The sequence below is a fragment of the Nonomuraea mesophila genome (genome assembly GCF_004352805.1).
GTDB classification, from domain to species: Bacteria; Actinomycetota; Actinomycetes; order Streptosporangiales; family Streptosporangiaceae; genus Nonomuraea; species Nonomuraea longispora.
Map to the genome: position 1 here is coordinate 1 of NZ_SMLD01000104.1, position 17,721 is coordinate 17,721.

20 protein-coding genes are annotated in these 17,721 nt (G+C 70.9%); 5 read left to right on the forward strand and 15 right to left on the reverse strand.

From position 1 onward, the window contains the following. Positions 1-709 (forward strand): EamA family transporter (locus tag E1295_RS31060; RefSeq protein ID WP_132635672.1); only part of this gene is annotated, 709 nt, incomplete at its 5' end. On the opposite strand, the gene hemL is transcribed toward E1295_RS31060, so the two are convergent. The 7 genes from hemL to E1295_RS31095 all read right to left on the reverse strand — a co-directional run bounded on the left by hemL (position 706) and on the right by E1295_RS31095 (position 8,296). After that, positions 706-1,998 (reverse strand): glutamate-1-semialdehyde 2,1-aminomutase, encoded by a 1,293-nt coding sequence (gene hemL, locus E1295_RS31065; RefSeq protein ID WP_132635675.1) that lies wholly within the window; start codon positions 1,996-1,998, stop codon positions 706-708. The two genes, E1295_RS31060 and hemL, sit on opposite strands and share 4 nt — an antisense overlap. Positions 1,999-2,086: 88 nt before the next feature. After that, complete coding sequence (locus E1295_RS31070; protein ID WP_132635678.1) at positions 2,087-2,716, reverse strand: bifunctional DNA primase/polymerase; 630 nt, start codon at positions 2,714-2,716, stop codon at positions 2,087-2,089. 202 nt (positions 2,717-2,918) lie between these two features. Continuing rightward, entirely contained in the window at positions 2,919-3,902 is a 984-nt protein-coding gene (hemB, locus tag E1295_RS31075; RefSeq protein WP_132635681.1) for a porphobilinogen synthase, read from the reverse strand. Beyond that, complete coding sequence (locus tag E1295_RS31080) at positions 3,899-5,413, reverse strand: bifunctional uroporphyrinogen-III C-methyltransferase/uroporphyrinogen-III synthase (protein WP_181958067.1); 1,515 nt, start codon at positions 5,411-5,413, stop codon at positions 3,899-3,901. The genes hemB and E1295_RS31080 overlap by 4 nt, the downstream gene beginning before the upstream one ends. Positions 5,414-5,448: 35 nt before the next feature. After that, positions 5,449-6,369 (reverse strand): hydroxymethylbilane synthase, encoded by a 921-nt coding sequence (hemC, locus tag E1295_RS31085; protein WP_132635687.1) that lies wholly within the window; start codon positions 6,367-6,369, stop codon positions 5,449-5,451. Then, the gene (locus tag E1295_RS31090) at positions 6,366-7,622 is read right to left on the reverse strand and encodes a glutamyl-tRNA reductase (protein WP_132635690.1); all 1,257 of its coding nucleotides are present in this window, start codon (positions 7,620-7,622) and stop codon (positions 6,366-6,368) included. Before E1295_RS31090 ends, hemC begins: the two co-directional genes overlap by 4 nt. Continuing rightward, positions 7,619-8,296 carry a redox-sensing transcriptional repressor Rex gene (locus E1295_RS31095; protein ID WP_132635693.1) on the reverse strand — a complete coding sequence of 226 codons (678 nt, stop codon included), beginning with the start codon at positions 8,294-8,296 and terminating at the stop codon, positions 7,619-7,621. Before E1295_RS31095 ends, E1295_RS31090 begins: the two co-directional genes overlap by 4 nt. A gap of 138 nt (positions 8,297-8,434) precedes the next feature. Here E1295_RS31095 and E1295_RS31100 point away from each other — a divergent pair, with 138 nt between their 5' ends. After that, positions 8,435-8,671, forward strand: coding sequence for a glutaredoxin family protein (locus tag E1295_RS31100; protein WP_132509314.1), 237 nt, complete (start codon positions 8,435-8,437; stop codon positions 8,669-8,671). On the opposite strand, the gene E1295_RS31105 is transcribed toward E1295_RS31100, so the two are convergent. Further along, positions 8,668-10,119: a putative quinol monooxygenase gene (locus tag E1295_RS31105; protein ID WP_132635696.1), complete on the reverse strand. Its 1,452-nt coding sequence runs from the start codon at positions 10,117-10,119 to the stop codon at positions 8,668-8,670. The genes E1295_RS31100 and E1295_RS31105 overlap by 4 nt on opposite strands. A 239-nt stretch (positions 10,120-10,358) precedes the next feature. On the opposite strand from E1295_RS31105, the gene E1295_RS31110 reads away from it, so the two are divergent. Genes E1295_RS31110 through E1295_RS31120 form a run of 3 tightly spaced genes read left to right on the forward strand, consistent with a single transcriptional unit; the run spans position 10,359 to position 12,598 of the window. Next, entirely contained in the window at positions 10,359-10,997 is a 639-nt protein-coding gene (locus tag E1295_RS31110) for a sigma-70 family RNA polymerase sigma factor (RefSeq protein ID WP_132635699.1), read from the forward strand. 59 nt (positions 10,998-11,056) lie between these two features. Beyond that, positions 11,057-11,704: a DUF5667 domain-containing protein gene (locus E1295_RS31115; RefSeq protein WP_132635702.1), complete on the forward strand. Its 648-nt coding sequence runs from the start codon at positions 11,057-11,059 to the stop codon at positions 11,702-11,704. Between the two features lie 18 nt (positions 11,705-11,722). After that, positions 11,723-12,598, forward strand: coding sequence for an HAD family hydrolase (locus tag E1295_RS31120; RefSeq protein WP_132635705.1), 876 nt, complete (start codon positions 11,723-11,725; stop codon positions 12,596-12,598). Here the strand turns inward: E1295_RS31120 and E1295_RS51230 are convergent. The 7 genes from E1295_RS51230 to E1295_RS31155 form a co-directional block, all read right to left on the reverse strand. Beyond that, the gene (locus E1295_RS51230; protein ID WP_246080556.1) at positions 12,580-12,819 is read right to left on the reverse strand and encodes a hypothetical protein; all 240 of its coding nucleotides are present in this window, start codon (positions 12,817-12,819) and stop codon (positions 12,580-12,582) included. The two genes, E1295_RS31120 and E1295_RS51230, sit on opposite strands and share 19 nt — an antisense overlap. Positions 12,820-12,965: 146 nt before the next feature. Continuing rightward, a complete protein-coding gene (locus E1295_RS31130; protein ID WP_132635708.1) occupies positions 12,966-13,865 on the reverse strand; it encodes a lysophospholipid acyltransferase family protein in 900 nt (299 codons plus the stop codon). Further along, positions 13,862-14,857, reverse strand: a complete 996-nt coding sequence (locus E1295_RS31135; RefSeq protein ID WP_132635711.1) for an NAD-dependent epimerase/dehydratase family protein — start codon at positions 14,855-14,857, stop codon at positions 13,862-13,864. Before E1295_RS31135 ends, E1295_RS31130 begins: the two co-directional genes overlap by 4 nt. A gap of 24 nt (positions 14,858-14,881) precedes the next feature. Beyond that, the gene (locus tag E1295_RS31140) at positions 14,882-14,980 is read right to left on the reverse strand and encodes a 30S ribosomal protein bS22 (RefSeq protein WP_018654693.1); all 99 of its coding nucleotides are present in this window, start codon (positions 14,978-14,980) and stop codon (positions 14,882-14,884) included. A gap of 183 nt (positions 14,981-15,163) precedes the next feature. After that, positions 15,164-15,367, reverse strand: coding sequence for a helix-turn-helix domain-containing protein (locus E1295_RS31145; protein ID WP_026214222.1), 204 nt, complete (start codon positions 15,365-15,367; stop codon positions 15,164-15,166). Positions 15,368-15,673: 306 nt separating this feature from the next. Further along, positions 15,674-16,462: a phosphatase gene (locus tag E1295_RS31150; protein ID WP_132635714.1), complete on the reverse strand. Its 789-nt coding sequence runs from the start codon at positions 16,460-16,462 to the stop codon at positions 15,674-15,676. Positions 16,463-16,476: 14 nt separating this feature from the next. After that, on the reverse strand, positions 16,477-17,640 hold the full coding sequence (locus tag E1295_RS31155) for an acetoin utilization protein AcuC (protein WP_181958068.1): 1,164 nt from the start codon (positions 17,638-17,640) through the stop codon (positions 16,477-16,479). Between the last annotated feature and the right edge of the window lie 81 nt (positions 17,641-17,721).

Consider the following 17,721-nt stretch of genomic DNA (forward strand, 5'->3'; position numbering starts at 1 on the left):
GCGCTGGGTCGCCGGGGTGGCGGGGGCGATCGGCGTGGGCCAGTTCGGCCTGCTGCTCGTGGGCATGCGAGCCGGCATGCCGGCCGGGCTGAGCTCTCTCGTCCTGCAGACACAGGCGCTGTTCACCGTGCTGTTCGCCGCCGTACTGCTCGGTGAGCGGCTCACCGCGCGCCGCGTCGCGGGGCTGGCCGTCGCCTTCTGCGGCCTGACCCTGGTCGCCGTCGACTTCGGCGTGTCGGGTCCGATCGGCGCGTTCGCGCTGTGCGTGGCCGCCGCGGCGGCCTGGAGCGTCGGCATCATCGTCCAGCGCCGGGCCGCGCCACCCGACTCGCTGCGTTTCATGGTCTGGGTCAGCGCCCTGTCGGCGCCCCCGCTCCTGCTCATGTCCCTGGTGCTGGAGGGGGCTCCGTCGCTGGACGCGCCGCTCGAAGGGTGGTTGTCCCTCGCGTACGTGGCGTTCCTGTCGACGCTGGGCGGCTTCGGCGCCTGGGGATGGCTGCTGCGCCGCTACAACGCCTCGACCGTGGGGCCGTACGCGCTGCTCGTGCCCGTGTTCGGCCTGTCGTCGGCGGCGCTGGTGGCGGGCGAGCCGCTGTCGTGGCCCACGCTGCTGGCGGCGGCGCTCATCATCGCCGGCGTGCTCTACGCCGGCAGCAGGCCCCGCAGCCCCCGGGACATCCCCCAGACCCTGACCCGGCGGCCCGCCTAGGAAGCGGCGGCCGCGGCCGCCTTCGCCGCCTTGGGCAGCGCGTCGGCGACCCGGCCGAGCGCCTCGTCGTCGTGCGAGGCGGACAGGAACCACGCTTCGTACGCCGACGGCGGCAGATAGACGCCCTGCTCCAGCATCGCGTGGAAGAACGCCGTGAACGCGGCGGTGTCCTGGGTCCTGGCCTCGGCGAAGCTCGTGACCTCCGCCTCCGTGAAGAAGACGGAGAACAGGTTGCCCGCCCGCTGCAGCCGGTGCGGCACCCCCGCCGCCGCGAGCGCCTCAGAGGCCGCGTCGCCCACCTGCGACGCCGCCGCGTCCACACGCGCGTAGACGTCGTCGTCGAGCGCCCTGAGCGTGGCCAGCCCGGCCGCGCAGGCCAGCGGATTGCCGGACAGCGTGCCCGCCTGGTAGACGGGACCCTCGGGCGCCAGGTGGCCCATGACGTCGGCCCGGCCGCCGAACGCCGCCGCCGGCAGCCCGCCGCCCATGACCTTGCCGAACGACATCAGGTCGGCGTCGACCGGGTCGAGGCCGTACCAGCCGGAGCGCGACACCCTGAAGCCCGTCAGCACCTCGTCGACGACGAGCAGCGCGCCGTGGGCCGTGCACAGCTCGCGCAGCCGCGCGTTGAAGCCGTCGCGCGGCGGGACCACCCCCATGTTCGCCGGGCACGCCTCGGTGATCACGCAGGCGACGTCGCCGGCGGCGAACGCCTGCTCGACGGCCTCGACCGAGTTGTACGGCACCACGATCGTGTCGGCCGCCGCCGCCCCCGTCACGCCCGGCGTGTCCGGCAGCCCGAACGTCGCCACCCCCGACCCCGCCGCGGCCAGCAGCGCGTCGACGTGCCCGTGGTAGCAGCCGGCGAACTTGATCACCTTGGACCGCCCGGTGAAACCGCGCGCCAGCCGTACGGCGCTCATCGTCGCCTCGGTGCCGGAGCTGACCAGGCGCACCTTCTCGACGGGCGCCACCCTGCGGGCGATCTCCTCGGCCAGCTCGACCTCGCCGGGCGTGGCGGTGCCGTAGGAGAAGCCGCGGGCGGCCGCCTCGGACACGGCCTCGACGACGGCGGGATGACGGTGGCCGAGGATCATCGGGCCCCACGAACAGACCAGGTCGACGTAGCGGTTGCCGTCGACGTCGGTGATGTAGGGGCCCTGCGCCGAGGCCATGAAGCGGGGCGTGCCGCCGACCGCGCCGAACGCGCGCACCGGAGAGTTGACGCCCCCTGGCACGAGCCGGCGGGCGCGGGCGAACAGGTCCTCGGAGTTCTGTGTACGGCTCACCGACCCAGGTTATCCGCGGGCCCGCGCGCCCCTCGTCGCGGGACGACCCCGGGCCGGCGGGATCACCACACGGCCGGCGCGGTGTGCCTCAGTCGGCCAGCCACTCCAGGATGCGCAGCGGGTCGGGCAGGGGCAGGCCGTCGGGAGACCGCAGCCAGGAGACCGGCTGCCCGGTGGGAAGCGTGGACGGCGGCGCGACGACGTAGCTGTCACGGCAGTGCCAGCGCAGCCCAGGCGTGTCCTCGATCGTGGCCGGGTCGCAGTCGAGGTGGCACGACCACCATTCGTCCTCGTCCTCGGGGTTGCCCCGCGTGGCCACGTAGAACAAGACCCGGTCGCCTTTCGCGGCGACCGGGCCTGAGTGCGCGCCGGCGTTGTCGATGCGGGTGAGGGCGGAGAGCCCGATCGCGAGCGGCACGTCGAAGACGTCGAACACGCGACCGGTGGGCAGGATCACGTTGGCTTCCGGCTCGGCCTGCCACCAGCGCGTGAGCTGCGCCGGATCGGTCGTGGCCTGCAGGTGCCAGGCAGGCGAGAGCGGATGGGCGCCGGGGTCGGGACAGCCGAGGCGGTCACACGAGCACGCGCGCGGCCCCTGGCGCAGCGGGAAGGCCCCCGGGACCGCGGGCCAGCCCATCGCGGCGTAGTCGAGCACGAGCTCGATGCGAGTCGGACGCGACCGTTTTCTGGTACGCCGAGCCAGTGGTACCCCCACCATGGTGTCTCCCGTCGAATCCAGCGCCTGAGGAGGTCCCGGCTCCGGGCCGTACGCACACGCGGGACACACCGGCACTTGGTTGCCTGACGAGAACCTGCTCATCAGCGCGCCTGGTCGAGGCCGTGGCGACTGCCGTGCAACAGCTTTCTCGTCTGCTCGCACTCTAACGCACGCGCCTCAAGGGTTGACGGGAACCCCTCGGTTAAAGACGCCGCGCCACCTCGGTGGCCCAGTAGGTGAGGATGAGGTCGGCCCCCGCACGCCTGATCGCGACCAGCGACTCCATGATCGTCCGGTCGCGGTCGACCCAGCCGTTGGCGGCGGCGGCCTCGATCATGGCGTATTCGCCGCTCACCTGGTAGGCGGCCACGGGCACGTCGGCCTCGTCGCGGAAGCGGGCGATGACGTCGAGGTAGGCCATCGCCGGCTTCACCATGACCGCGTCGGCGCCCTCGGCGAGGTCGAGGCGGAGCTCGCGCAGCGCCTCCTCAAGCGGGCCCGCAGGGTCCTGCTGGTGGGTGCTGCGGTCACCGAACTGCGGCGCGCACTCGGCGGCGTCGCGGAACGGCCCGAAGAAGGCGGAGGCGTATTTGGCGGTGTAGGCCAGGATCGGGACGTTGCCGTGGCCGGCGCCGTCGAGCGCCGCCCGGATCGCCCCCACCTGACCGTCCATCATCCCGCTCGGGGCCACCATCTGCGATCCGGCCGCCGCCTGGGCGACCGCGATCGAGGCGTAGCGCTCCAGCGTGGCGTCGTTGTCCACGTCACCCGAGGAAGTCAGGATGCCGCAGTGCCCGTGGTCGGTGAACTCGTCGAGGCACGTGTCGGCCATCACCACGACGGAGTCGCCGACCTCGGCGGTCACGTCGCGCAGCGCGACCTGCAGGATGCCGTCGGGGTCGTCGGCGGCCGAACCGCGCGCGTCCTTGACGGCCGGGATGCCGAACAGGATCAGCCCGCCCACCCCGGCCTGCGCGGCCTCGTGGGCGGCCTTGCGCAGCGAGTCGCGGGTGTGCTGCATCACGCCCGGCATCGAGGCCACGGGCTGCGGCTCGCTCAGGCCCTCCTTGACGAACGCGGGCAGGATCAGGTCGGCGGGGTGCAGCCGCGTGCCGGCCACCATGCGCCGCAGGGCGGGGCCGCTGCGCAGCCGGCGGGGACGTGCGACGGGGAATCGTGCGCTCATCTGCCTCTCCTCCTGGCGCCCCGGCGGTTCTGCGAGGGCCTGCGCGGGGTGTCGCCCGCGGCCACGGCCGCCTGGCGCTGCTTGGCTCCGAACTCGGCCAGCGCCGTGGCCAGAGCCGACACGGACGCCTTGCCGGCCATGACGTCGACGCGGAGCCCGAACTCCTCGGCCGTCTTGGCCGTCTGCGGCCCGATGACCGCGATCACGGTGACGTTGTGCGGCTTGCCCGCGATGCCGACGAGGTTGCGCACGGTGGACGACGACGTGAAGAGCACGGCGTCGAAGCCGCCGCCCTTGATGGCCTCCCTGATGGGCGCGGGCGGCGGCGCGGCCCGCACCGTGCGGTAGGCGGTGACGTCGTCGCACTCCCAGCCCAGCTCGGTGAGCCCGGCCACGAGCGTGTCGGTGGAGATGTCGGCGCGCGGCAGCAGCACGCGGTTGATCGGGTCGAGCATCGAGTCGTAGGGCGGCCACTCGGCCACCAGCCCCTCGGACGACTGCTCGCCCGACGGCAGCAGGTCGGGCCTGACCCCGAACTCGACCAGGGCGCGCGCGGTCGCGTCACCCACCGCGGCCACCTTGAGCCCGGCGAACGCGCGCGCGTCGAGGCCGTATTCCTCGAACTTCTCGCGCACGGCCTTGACCGCGTTGGCGCTGGTGAAGGCCACCCATTCGTAGCGGCCGGTGACCAGGCCCTTGATGGCGCGGTCCATCTGCTGCGGGGTGCGCGGCGGCTCGACCGAGATGGTCGGCACCTCCTCGGGCACCGCGCCGTAGGAGACGAGCTGCTCCGACAGGCTGCGGGACTGCTCCTTCGTACGCGGAACCAGCACCCGCCACCCGAACAGCGGCTTGGTCTCGAACCACGACAGCTTGTCGCGCGACTCCACGGCGTCGCCCACCACGATGAGGGCCGGCTCGGTGAAGCCTGCGTGCTTGAGGTCGGCCTGGAGCCGGCCGAGCGAGGACACCACGGTGTACTGCTCGGTGGTGGTGCCGCCGCTGGTGACCGCGACGGGCGTGGTGTCGGGCTTGCCGCCGGCGATCAGCGCCTTGCCGATGGCCACGGCGTCGCCGATGCCGTGGTAGATCACCAGGGTGCCGCGGCAGGCGGCGTGGACGGCCCAGTCCTGCTCCTGTGCCGCGTCGACCACCCGGAACTCCGGCACCTCGGCGGCCGCGGGGATGCCCGCGTAGTCGAGCACGGCGGTCGCGGGCGGCACGCCGGGCACGATCTCGAAGTCCACCCCCGCCGCGGCGCAGGCCGCGACCTCCTCGGTGATCGAGGAGAACAGCGTCGGGTCGCCCTCGCAGAGGCGGACCACGACCTCCCCCCGCGCGGCGCGTTTGACGGCGGACTGGAGGTCGCCCTCGACGACCTCGACGCCTTCGCGGCAGTGCCGCAGCAGCGGCCCGTGCGTTTCCGTGTCGAGCACCACCACACCGGCCTTGCCGAGCAGCTCGGCGGCGCGCAGCGTGAGCAGCTTGGGATCACCGGGTCCCGCGCCCACGAAAGCGACGAGACCGGAGGTTGGACTATCGGAGCTCAATGGGACTGCTCCCCCATCAATCTGTCGGCCCCTTCGGAGATCATCTCGGCCGCCAGGAGACGGCCCAGGTTAGCAGCCTCCGAAGGAGAGCCGGCGGCGGACTTGCGGACCGCCTCGCGGCCGTCGATCGAGACGACCACTGCGGTCAGGTTCAGAGTGTGCCCGTCATCGGCGGCGAACGCACCCACCGGTGCGGAGCACCCGGCGTCGAGAGCGTTCAGCACCGCGCGCTCGGCGGTCACCGCGGAGCGGGTGCGCGGGTCGTCGAGCACGCCGAGGAATTCGACCAGGTCGGCGCGGTCGGCGCGGCACTCCACCGCCAGCGCGCCCTGCCCGGGTGCGGGCAGCAGCTCCTCGACCTCGAAGATCTGGGCGATCTCCGCGTCGCGGCCGAGCCTGTGCAGCCCGGCCGAGGCGAGGACGACGGCGTCGAGCTCGCCGGAGGTGACCTTGCCGATGCGCGTGTCCGCGTTGCCGCGGATCGGGACGTATTCGAGGTCGGGCCGCAGCGCGCTCAGCATGGCGACCCGGCGCGGGGAACCGGTGCCGACCCTGGCTCCCGGGGCGAGGTCGGCGAACTTGCGCGGCCCGACCAGCGCGTCGCGGTGGTCGTGGCGGGCCGGCAGCGCGGCCAGCGTGAAGCGCGGGTCCTGCGTGGTGGGCAGGTCCTTCAGCGAGTGCACGGCGAAGTCGACCTCGTCGTCGGACAACTTGTCACGCAGCGCGCTGACGAACACGCCCGTGCCGCCGAGTTGCGCGAGGTGCGCCCTGGTCACGTCGCCGAACGTCGTGATGCCGACCAGCTCGATCGAGCGGCCGGTGCGCTCGGCGTAGGCGTCGGCGACCATCTGGGACTGCGTGGTCGCCATCAGGCTGCGGCGGGTGCCCAGCCGAAGGGTGGACGGCAGCGGTGTCACAGCTCCACCTCCCTCACGGCCTCGGGCATCGTCGGATCCAGGTCGAACAGTTCACGCAGCGCTTCGGCATAATGATCGCCCCCCGGGCAGGTCGCGAGCCGTTTGACACGCACGGTCGGCTCGTGGAGCAGCTTGTCGACGACCCGCTGCACGGTCATGGCCACCTCGTCGCGCGCCCGCTCGTCGAGGTCGGGAACCCGCATGAGGAGACGGCCGAGCTCCGACTCGACGACGCCGGCCGCCTTGCTGCGCAGCGCCACCACGGTCGGCGTGACCCTGGAGGCCCGCTCGGCGTCGAGGTAGGCGCGCAGTTCCTCGGCGACGAGGGCGCGTACGGCCTCGACGGCGTCGCCCTCGCGCGCGCCGATGCCGGAGTCCTGGATCGTCTCCAGGTCGACCAGCGTGACGCCGGGCACGGAGCGTACGGCGGGGTCGATGTCGTGCGGCAGCGCCAGGTCGAGCAGGAAGACCGGCCGGGTCAGCATGCCGGGCGTGATGACGTGCCGGCCGGCGCCGGTGCAGGTGATGACGAGGTCGGCGCCGGCCAGTTCGCCGGCCACGGCGGAGAACTCGACCGCCCGGCCGCCGACGGTCTCGGCCAGCCGGGCGCCGCGTTCGTACGTGCGGTTGGCCACGACGATGTCGGTGACCCCGGCCTTCGCCAGCGTGGTGGCGGCCAGCGAGCTCATGGAGCCCGCGCCGACCACCAGCGCCCGCCGCCCGGCGACGTCGCCGGCGAGCGCGAGGCCCGCGGTGACGAGGGAGGAGCCCGCCTGGTCGATGCCGGTCTCGTGGTGGGCCCGCTTGCCGACCCGCAGCGCCTGCTGGACCAGCTCGTTGAGGGTGGCGCCGACGGTGCCGCGGCGCTGGGCGAGCTGGAGCGAGCGGCGGACCTGGCCGAGGATCTGGCCCTCGCCGACGGCCATGGAGTCGAGGCCGCACACCATGGAGAACAGGTGCTCGACGGCCCGCTCCTCGTAGTGCACGTAGAGGTGGGGCGTGAGCTCCTCGACGGGGACGCCCGAGTGCACGCCCAGCAATTGGCTGACGGCGGTGACGGCGGCGTGGAAGCGGTCGACCGTGACGTAGACCTCGACCCGGTTGCAGGTCGAGACGACCATGGCCTCCGCCACGCAGGGGTCGTCCTGCACGTCGTGCAGGAGCTTGGCGAGCGCGTCACCCGTCACCGAGACACGCTCGAGCAGGGCCACCGGCGCGGTCCGGTGGCTGAGTCCGATTGCCAGAACACTCATTGACCGTCCACCGCCATGAGTGGCCCCCCAGCCTTGCGTTGCTCGTGGAACGCGAGAATCTGCAGTTCGATTGATAGGTCGACCTTACGGACATCGACGCCATCTGGGACCGAAAGCACAACTGGGGCGAAGTTCAGGATGCTGGTCACTCCCACGGCAATCACGCGATCACACACCTTCTGCGCCGCCGCCGCCGGCGTCGCCAGAACCACGATGGAAACTCCACGCCGGGCGATCACGGCTTCCAGTTCGTCGATGTGCTCCACATTCAATCCCGCGATGGTGTCGCCCACGACTTCGGGGTCGGCGTCGAGGAGCGCCGCGACCCGGAAACCCCTGGAGACGAAGCCGCCGTAGTTGGCCAGCGCACGCCCGAGGTTGCCGACCCCCACGATGGCGACCGCCCAGTCTTGCGTCAGGCCGAGCTCGCGCGAGATCTGGTAGACGAGGTATTCGACTTCATAGCCTACGCCACGTGTGCCGTACGAACCGAGATGTGACAAATCCTTGCGGAGCTTGGCGGAGTTGACCCCGGCGGCACCGGCCAGATCCTCGGAGCTGACGGTCGCGATGCCCCGCTCGGCCATCCCGTGCAGCGCCCGCAGGTACAACGGAAGCCTGGCGACCGTCGCCTCGGGTATGCCGCGGTCACGGGGTTGGGACGGGCTCTTCACGGGCCGGAGCTCCAGGGAACAGGCGGCTTGGGGACCGCGGTGAACGGAATCGAACCGTCTTTCAGGTTAATCCCTTTGTGAACCGATGCACAAAGTCGCGGGCACGAAGTGGCGGACGTCTCGCATAGCGTTGGCCTCATGCATCGCATCACGTTGCTCGGCAAGCCCGGCTGTCACCTGTGTGACGACGCGCGCGAGGTCATCGCCAGAGTGGCCGGCGAGCTCGGCGTGCCGTGGGAGGAGGTCAGCATCGACTCCTCCGAGGAGCTCAGGGAGAAATACTGGGAGATGATCCCGGTCACCCTGATCGACGGCGTGCAGCACGATTTCTGGCGGGTCGACGAGGCCCGGCTGCGCGCCGCCCTGAGCGCCTAGAACATCACCGTCGGCAGCGGCACCACCTTGGCGGCGTTGACGTTGAGCTCGATGACGTTGGTGGCCAGCACCATCGTCTGACGCTCGTTGATGAACCTCTCGACGTGCGGCTGGCGCTGGTGGTCGCGGTAGGCGACCTCGTCCCTGTAGAGCTCGTAGACGATGCGCTGCAGCGGCGCCGACTTGACCGCGTGGCAGGCGTAGACGAGCGTGTCGGGCTCGCCGCGGCGTACGGCCTCGACGGTGGCCTCGGCCAGCCGGTCGAACGCGTCACCCGCGCCGTCCATGATCGTGAAGACGGTGAGCAGGCCGTAGATGTTGGGCGAGGGCCTGCCGCCGCCCTGTTGCTGCTGCGCCGGGGTGAACACGTCGGCGCCGGGGAAGACCGAGCCCGTGCCCGGCATGGCGAAGTCGGGCCGCTGGGGCGGCGCGCCCGCGGGTGATGCGCCGCCGTTCATGATGTAGCCGGTCGAGGGGCCGTCATCGGGCGGCGGCGCCATCCGGGCGGCGTAGTCGACCTCCTGGTCGCCGGCACGATATTCGGCCACCAGGTCGCCCAGCCCCGACGCCCTGCGCGGCGGCTCGGCCGCGGGCACGCCCTCCGGCCTGCCCCGGGGGGCGGGCTGCTCGTCGCGGAACATCGGCCGCTCACCGGGCGCGACCGGCGGCGCGGCCCGCTGCTCGCGGTGCTGCGCCCGCTCCTCACGGCGCTGAGAGCGATCGTCAGCGCGCGGCGGGCGCTCGTCGTGCTCCGGGCCGAAATCGTCCTCATCGTCTTCGTACGGCGCCAGAGGCCGCAGCACGGTGTACCAGACGGCGGCCGCGGCGACGGCGAGCAGCGCCGTGGTGAACACCGGGGGCACCGGGAACCGCATCGCGCCCACGAGGGCCAGCGCCGACGGGACGATGACCGCCGAAGCGTGCAGGTTGTCGGTGTCGTACTCGTCGCCCTCGCGCCACTTGAGTCCGGCCACCACGAGCATCGCCACCATGACCAGCGCGTCGATGATGTGCACGCCGGTCAGCAGGTAGCCGGGGATGATCGCCCAGACGTCCGCGGCCGCCGGCAGCGCCTTGCCCATCTGCTCGACCCGGAGCGGGTCGAACATCATGATCGCGACGGAGACGACGGTGAGCGCGATGCCGAACAACCACGCGAGGAACCTCGGCGGCACCTTCTCGACCAGCAGCTGCACCAGGCCGACCGACAGCCAGAGCGGGGCCAGCAACGATCCGGTCACCTGGTAGATCCGGAACGTGACGCTGCCGAACCCGAAGAAGGAGCCGATGGCGATCATGCCCAGGGACAACGCGAGCGCCGCCACCGCGACGGTCCAGGCGATCAGCCAGCCGTCCGGCTCTTCGCGCAGGCGTTGGATCAGGGCGCCCGCCGCGATCGCGGCCAGAAGCGCACCGGCAAGGGCTATGACAGCAACGAGGATCTCCATGGTGACTCCAATGCTGCCGGACTATGCCTCCCAGCCGGTAGCCGTAGACGAAACGTGCCTGCTCGGGCCACCTTCGTGGGCCGAGGGCGGCGAGGTGCGCGCCACAGGCGGCGGGGGTTCGCGCTAACACGGTATCTTCCGATTACGCCTAGTCATGCCAGCATGCTGTGGATTGTGGAATTTCCGGTTGATTTCTAGAGTGTTCGAGCAGCCGCACCCCTTACCCCTAGGGATACCGGATGCCTGACTCGTCGCCGTTCACCGGGCTGCTTGCGCCAGTGGGCGCCGCGCCTGCCTCGACGGGCGAGCTCGCCGTGCGCGAAGAAGTGCCCGAAGACATACGTACGCTGGTGCTTCATGCCAAGAACGGGTGCACGGAGTCCTTTGGCACGCTCTACGACCGCTACGTGGATCTCGTCTACCGCTACATCTATTTCCGGGTGGGCTCACACCCCCTCGCCGAGGACCTGACCAGCGAGACCTTCCTGCGCGCGCTGCGCAGGATCGCCGACTTCACCTGGCAGGGCCGCGACTTCGGCGCCTGGCTCGTGACCATCGCGCGGAACCTGGTGACCGACCACTTCAAGTCCGGCCGCTACCGGCTGGAGGTGCCGACGGGCGAGGTGATCGACGTCCCGCTCGACGGCTCGCACATCCCGGAGAACGCCGTGGTCACGGCCATCATCAACGACCGGGTGCTGCGCGCCGTACGCGAGCTCAACCCCGAACAGCAAGAGTGCGTGGTCCTGCGCTTCCTGCACGGGCTGTCGCTCGCGGAGACCGCTCTGATCATGGGGAAGAAGAGCGGGGCCATCAAAGCGCTGCAGTTCAGGGCCGTCCGGGCGCTGGCCAGATCACTCAAACACGACCTGGCGTAACCTCCACCATCGGCACCTCGTTAGGCAGATGTCACAGCAGGATCCGTAAGGGAGCCGACATGAGCAGGGCACGCGAGCGGCGGGAGCGCGTGCTCGAACATCTCACGGAGCTGCACAGGCTGCCGCTCGGCGGCGCCCCCGATCCTGTCTTCCGCGAGCGGCTGCGCGCCGACCTGGTCAGCGGGCGCGTCTCCGCCGAACTCCTGCCCGACGAGCCGGTACGCCTCAGGCCCGCGCACCGCCGTCCCCCGCGCCGGCGGCCGCTGCTGTCCCGGCTGACCGCGTTCGGGCTGTCGGCGGCCATGATGGCCGCGTCCTTCGCCACCTACCAGGCGGTGCCCGGTGACTCCCTCTACCCGCTGAAGCGTGCCGCTGAGAGCGCTCTCGTTGGGCTCAGCACCAACGACGCCGCACGCGCCGAACGCGAGCTCCGCTCGGCCAAGACCCGCGCGGAAGAGGTCGCCAGCCTGCTCGGCTCCTCCAACGGCGGCCCGCTGGTCGGCAAGACGCTGAAGGACATGGAGGAGTCCACGCGCGCCGGCATCACCAGGCTGCGGCGGGCCGAGCCGCGCTCCCCGAAGATCAAAAAATTCGCCCGCCACCAGAAGGAGGTCGTCGGTCCCATGTTGCGGCAGCTCAGGCGCGACCAGCTGGCCCAGGCCGAGGGCTACCTCGACTACATCGAAGGTCTGGTCGCCCCCGGGTAGGTCGATAAGCTGAAGCGCATGTGGCGGCTATTGCGACGACGACACGAAACGGAGCCCCAGGCCGCGGGCGAGGCCGCGGCACAGGCGGCGGTCACCGTCGCGCCGGTCGAGCCCGACCTCCAGTCGGCTGCCTTCTTCGACGTCGACAACACGATGATGCGCGGCGCCTCGATCTACCATTTCGCGCGCGGCCTGGCCACCCGGGGCCTGTTCACCACGTCCGACCTGTTCAAGTTCGCGGTCGGGCAGGCGGTGTTCCGGCTGCGCGGCAACGAGAACCCCGAGCACATCGCGGTGGCCAGGGAGACCGCGCTCGCGTTCGTCGCCGGCGCCAAGGTCGACGACGTCGTACGCCTCGGCGAGGAGATCTACGACGAGGTCATGGCCGACCGCATCTGGGGCGGCACGCGGGCGCTCGCGCAGAGCCACCTCGACGCGGGCCAGCGGGTCTGGCTGGTCACCGCCACCCCCGTCGAGCTGGCCAGGGTCATCGCCCAGCGGCTCGGGCTGACGGGCGCGCTCGGCACGGTCGCCGAGTCCAGCAACGGCGTCTACACCGGCCGGCTGGTCGGCGACCTGCTCCACGGCCCGGCCAAGGCCGAGGCGGTCAGGGCGCTGGCCCGCAGGGAAGGGCTCGATCTGACCGAGTGCACGGCCTACAGCGACTCGGCCAACGACCTGCCGATGTTGTCGCTGGTCGGGCACGCCGTGGCGATCAACCCCGACAGCGAGCTGCGTGAATACGCCAAGAAACACGACTGGCCCATCAGGGACTTCAGGACCGGCCGCAAGGCCACGCTGACGGCGCTGCCCATCGCCGCCGGCGTGGGGGCCGTGGCGGGCGGCGTCGCCGCGGGCATCGCCCTGCGCAAGCACTACCGCGCGCAGGGCTGAGGTCCCCACCACGACACCCCGCCGCGAGCTGACGCGCCCGCCCGTCGCGGGGCTACCGCAGCGACCTGAACACCTTGTCCGCCTCCGACCTCGGGGTCGACGGGGGCGCGCCGGAGCGCCCGGTAGCGGGCCGCCTCCGTGCGGTGGTGCCGGGAGATGAGCTGGGTGAGGATGCCGAACAGCTCGGCGAAGGCTTCGGGGTCGGCCCACGAGGCGCTCACAAGCTCCGAATCCGCTCCCCTGACGGAGGGTCGCGTGATCATCTCCGCCTTCTGTGGGAGATCGGTCACGGGTGTCTTGCCACAACCCGCTCGCAGGGTTCCACCCCGCCCCGCCGCGCGACGGCGGGAGGCGCAACGCCGGGGGACTAGAAGAGGACCGGAAAAGCCGGCCCGCGCCGCAGCCGCAGCTCGTTGAGCAGCTGCTGGATGACCTCGCGTACGTGGTCGGTGAGGTTGAACACCAGCATGGGGTCGTCGGCGGCCGACGGGTCGTAGTCGTCGGTGCGGATCGGCTCACCGAACTCGATCATCCACTTCGACGGCAGCGGCACCAGGCCGAGCGGCCCGAGCATCGGGAAGAACGGCGTGATCGGCAGATAGGGGAGGCCGAGCAGCCGGGCCAGGAACTTCAGGTCGCCGAGCTTGGGATAGATCTCCTCGGCCCCGACGATCGCGGTGGGCACGATGGGCACCCCGGCGCGGATGGCCGAGGCCACGAAGCCACCGCGCCCGAAGCGCTGCAGTTTGTAACGTTCGGAGAACGGCTTGCCGACGCCTTTGAACCCCTCGGGGAACACGCCGACGAGCTCGCCCTTGCGCAGCAGCCGGTCGGCGTCCTCGCGGCAGGCCAGCGTGTGGCCGGTCTTGCGGGACAGATGGCTGAGCAGCGGCAGCTGGTAGACCAGGTCGGCGCCGAGCAGCCGCAGCGCCCTGCCCGCCTCGTCGTGCAGGGCGACCTGCAACATCAGCGCGTCGACCGGCAGCGTGCCGGAATGGTTGGCGACGACGAGCGCGCCGCCCTCCTCGGGGATGTTCTTCAGATCTGCCGTCTCGACCCTGAACCAGTGGTGATAGAGGGGCCTGATCAGCTCAAGGACGACCTTGTCCGTCAGCTCGGCGTCGTAGCCGAACTCGTCTACCTCGTAGTCGCCCGTGATGCGCCTGCGCAGGAACGCCAGCAGCTTGGCCAGGGGCTCGGGCTCGTCGGTGTAGGACGGCGCCGCGCTGATGGGGATGACGCGGGCGTCCTCGTCGGGAACGCTCAATGCCGCACACCTCCGACCGGGTGCAGCCGGCGCGAGCGCAGGAAGTCGTCGAAGGCCGCCGCGGTCGTGAACTTGGGCCGCCACCCCAGCTCGTTCGCCAGCCGGGAGGTGTCGACCGCCCGGCCGTGGCTCATGAGCCTGAGCTGCTCGGGCGAGTATTCGACCAGCCCGATCCCGCGCGCGGCGCTGCCCAGCGTCTTGAAGGCGGGCGCGGGAAGCGGCAACGAGGGCCGCCCCGCCCTTCTGGCGCACTGCGACAGCAGCAACACGCCCACCCCGGCCACGTTGTACGTGCCGGGGTGATCCTCGGTCGCCATCCGCCTCAGCACCTCGACCGCGTCGTCCTCGTGGACGAACTGCAGCCGGGGGTCGAAGCCGAGCACGGTCGGCAACACCGGCTGGGTGAAATAGCGCGTCAACGGCGAGTCGACGCCGGGACCCATGAAGTTGGCGAAGCGCAGCAACGACACCGTCACGTCAGGACGGCGCCGCGCGAAACCCCGCACGTAGCCCTCGACCTCGACCGCGTCTTTGGCATAGCCGTGACTGGGGCCGTCGTGCGGCTCCAGGTCCTCGGTGAACACCGCGGGATCGCGCGGCGACGAGCCGTAGACGGCGGTGGTGGAGCGGACCACCACGCGCCGCACGGTCGCCGACCGCTGGCAGGCACCGAGCAGTTGCATGGTGCCGATGACGTTGTGCTCTTTCATGGCGGCCCTGCCGCCGCTCTTCGACGGAGCGCTGACGAGGCTCATGTGCACAACGGTGCCGATGTCCGCGGCCGCGATCACCTGGGCGATGTCGGGGCTGCGCAGATCCACCCGGACGAACTCCGTACGTCCGAGCGAGATGCCGCCGTCTCGCGTGAGCGAGGGGGGCGGCACGGTGTCCACTCCGATGACGCGGCTGATGTCCGGGTCGGCAGACAGAACGCTGGCCACCCGGGCGCCTATGTGGCGCGAGACCCCGGTGACGAGCACGGTGTGGGTCATCAGCGCCTCGCAGCTGCGTCGGGATTACTTCTTGTTGCGCCGCTGGATGCGCGTCTTCTTGAGCAGCTTGCGGTGCTTCTTCTTCGCCATCCGCTTACGGCGCTTCTTGATCACAGAGCCCACGGGACCCCCAGGTCGTGACTAAGTCTGAACGGAGTGCGAGCGCACACCGGCTCACAGACTACCGGCGATCGGCGGTAGATCGCCCATTGGGGGGTGAGCACCCGGTCGCGTCTCAGGCGACCGGGCCTCTCCCGCGACAGCACTCACGACGTGGTCGTCCGCGTGGTCGTCCACGTCGCTACGCTAACCTGCCTCGATGTAGGCCTCCCGCAGATAGTCGTGTACCGCCTGCTCAGGCACCCTGAACGAGCGGCCGACTCTGATGGCCGGCAGCTCGCCAGAGTGGACAAGCCGGTACACCGTCATCTTGGACACCCTCATGACCGTCGCCACTTCAGCAACGGTCAGGAACTTCACCTCACTGAGAGGTCTTTCGCCTGCACCCATCGGACGCCTCTTCCGCACGTGTCTTCGGGTTATCCCCACTGGTGCCATTGCTCACGCACGTGTACTGCCGTCAGCGTAAGTCGGGACTCCGAGTGCGCAAACCCCCTATTTTCTCAGTCGACGGAGCCACCTGTCAGCCGAACCAGCAAAGTCGCTGGCCAGCCGCCGGGCCGAGCACCTCACCCGGACGTTGGAACTGTCCAAGTTGCCACACATAAGAGTCGCCGGAGCTCTGCCAAAAGTTGGCAAAGGGACGGCGAGCCTCTTGGAATGCAGGCGCGAAAAGACGGTATGGGGATGACCGAATTAGACGCGAAGGGCTCGTGTGATCAGAGTGACGAGCCGCTCGGTCAACGGAGCGTAGTAACGCGGTAGCACATTGTCGTCAAGCGGCACCACGACGTCGATCTTCCCCTCAGCCTCACCGACGAACAATCCCGGATCATTGCTGTCGGCGAATCCCACTGTGGGCGCACCTGCCTCTCCCGCCGCTCCTGCCCAGCCGTGGTCGGCGATAACCAGGTCGGGCAGCTCACCGTCCAGCTTGGCCAGCATGTGGCGCATCGGGTCGGCGTCGTGGGTGTGCACGAACCCGCCCTTGTCGTCGAGCATGGCGACGCCCTGCAGGTAGCGGACCTGCCGCGGCCGGGCGAACCCCGACCCGGTGTACGTCCAGCCCTCACCCGGGGTCAGCAGCCGCGCGCCGCGCTCCACGCAGAGCCTGGCCAGCGGCAGGTGCACGGCGAGCAGGCCGGTCGGATGCCCGGTGGCGAGCAACACGGCGGGGTCGGGCCGCGACAACACGGCGGCGACGCGCTCGGCCATGGCGTCGAGCGCGTCGATCGTCAGGTCGGGGTCGATGGTGTCCTGGCCCCAGCGGTGCGACGGGTCGGAGACCACTCCGGCGGACTTCGCCATCAGCGCCAGGATGTCGCGGTAGGACCACGGCTGGTCGAACGTCAGCCCCAGCATGTAGTAAGGGTCGCCGTTGGCCAGGGAACTGTAGTGGTCGAGGTTGTTCTCGCGGGAGGTCGCGACATCGCCGGCGATGCGGCTGCGGACAAGGTGCTCTCGGAGTTCGTCGCGGCTCAGCACTGCTTTCTTCCTCGTCAGGGCAGGGGATCGAGCCCGTGCAGGGGGAAGACCGCGTTCCTGGTCGCCATGATCGCGCGGTCAATGGGGTCAGATGGGTCATAACCACCGGAAAGGTCGTTGAATTCCGGATGACGACCGTCTGTCATGGTCAGCGGGGCCGTCTCACCGGTGCGCTCGCGTACGAACCGGCGCCATTCCTCGCCCGTCGGCGTGGCCGGATCGATCGGATGGCCGGCCACCTCCGCGATGAGATGCGTCCACGCCCGCGGCACCACCTGCACCAGCTCGTAACCGCCGCCGCCCGTCACGATCCACCGGCCGCCCGCCGTCTCGTGGGCCAGGCGGTGCAGGGCGGCGTAGGCGGTGCGCTGGCCGTCGACACTCAGCATCAGGTTGGCCAGCGGGTCGAGCGCGTGGCTGTCGCAGCCGTGCTGCGTCACCAGGATCTGCGGCCCGAACTCGTGCAGCAGCGGCGGCACCACCGCGTCGAAGGCCCGCAGCCAGCCCTGGTCGCCGCAGCCGGCGGGCAGCGCCACGTTGACGGCCGTGCCCTCGGCGCCGGTCTCGCCGGCGGACCCGGTGCCGGGGAAGAGCGTGCGCGGGCTCTCGTGCAGGCTGATCGTCAGGACCCTGGGGTCGTCGTAGAACGCCGCCTGCACGCCGTCGCCGTGGTGCACGTCCACGTCGACGTACGCGATGCGGCTCGCGCCCTGGCGCAGCAGCCACGCGATGGCCAGCGCCGGGTCGTTGTAGACGCAGAACCCGCTGGCCATGGCGGGCATCGCGTGATGCAGCCCGCCCGCGATGTTGACGGCGTGCTCGGCCGAGCCCTCCCAGACCGAGCGCGCGGCGGCCAGCGAGGCGCCGGCGATCAGTGCGGAGGCCTCGTGCACGCCCTTGAACGCGGGGTTGTCGGTCGTGCCGAGCCCGGCGTCGAAGTCGGGCCGGCCGTCGGCGGACACGCGCCTGACCGCCTCGATGTAGCGGCGCTCGTGGACCATGGCCAGCTCGTCGTCGGTGGCGGGCACGCATCCGGCCGGCTCCACCTTGTCGAGCACGCCCAGCTCGCGGGCGAGCGCCATGGTCAGCTCCACCCGCACGGGGGCGAGCGGGTGGCCGGGCCCGAAGTCGTAGGAGGTGAGCGCGTCGTCCCAGATCACTCGTGTCGACCGGCTCATGCCACCCCTCCGCGATCGCCCTCTGCCGCCGACGTTACCGCAGCGCAGACACCGCGTCGTAGCCCGGGTTCATCCGGTGGA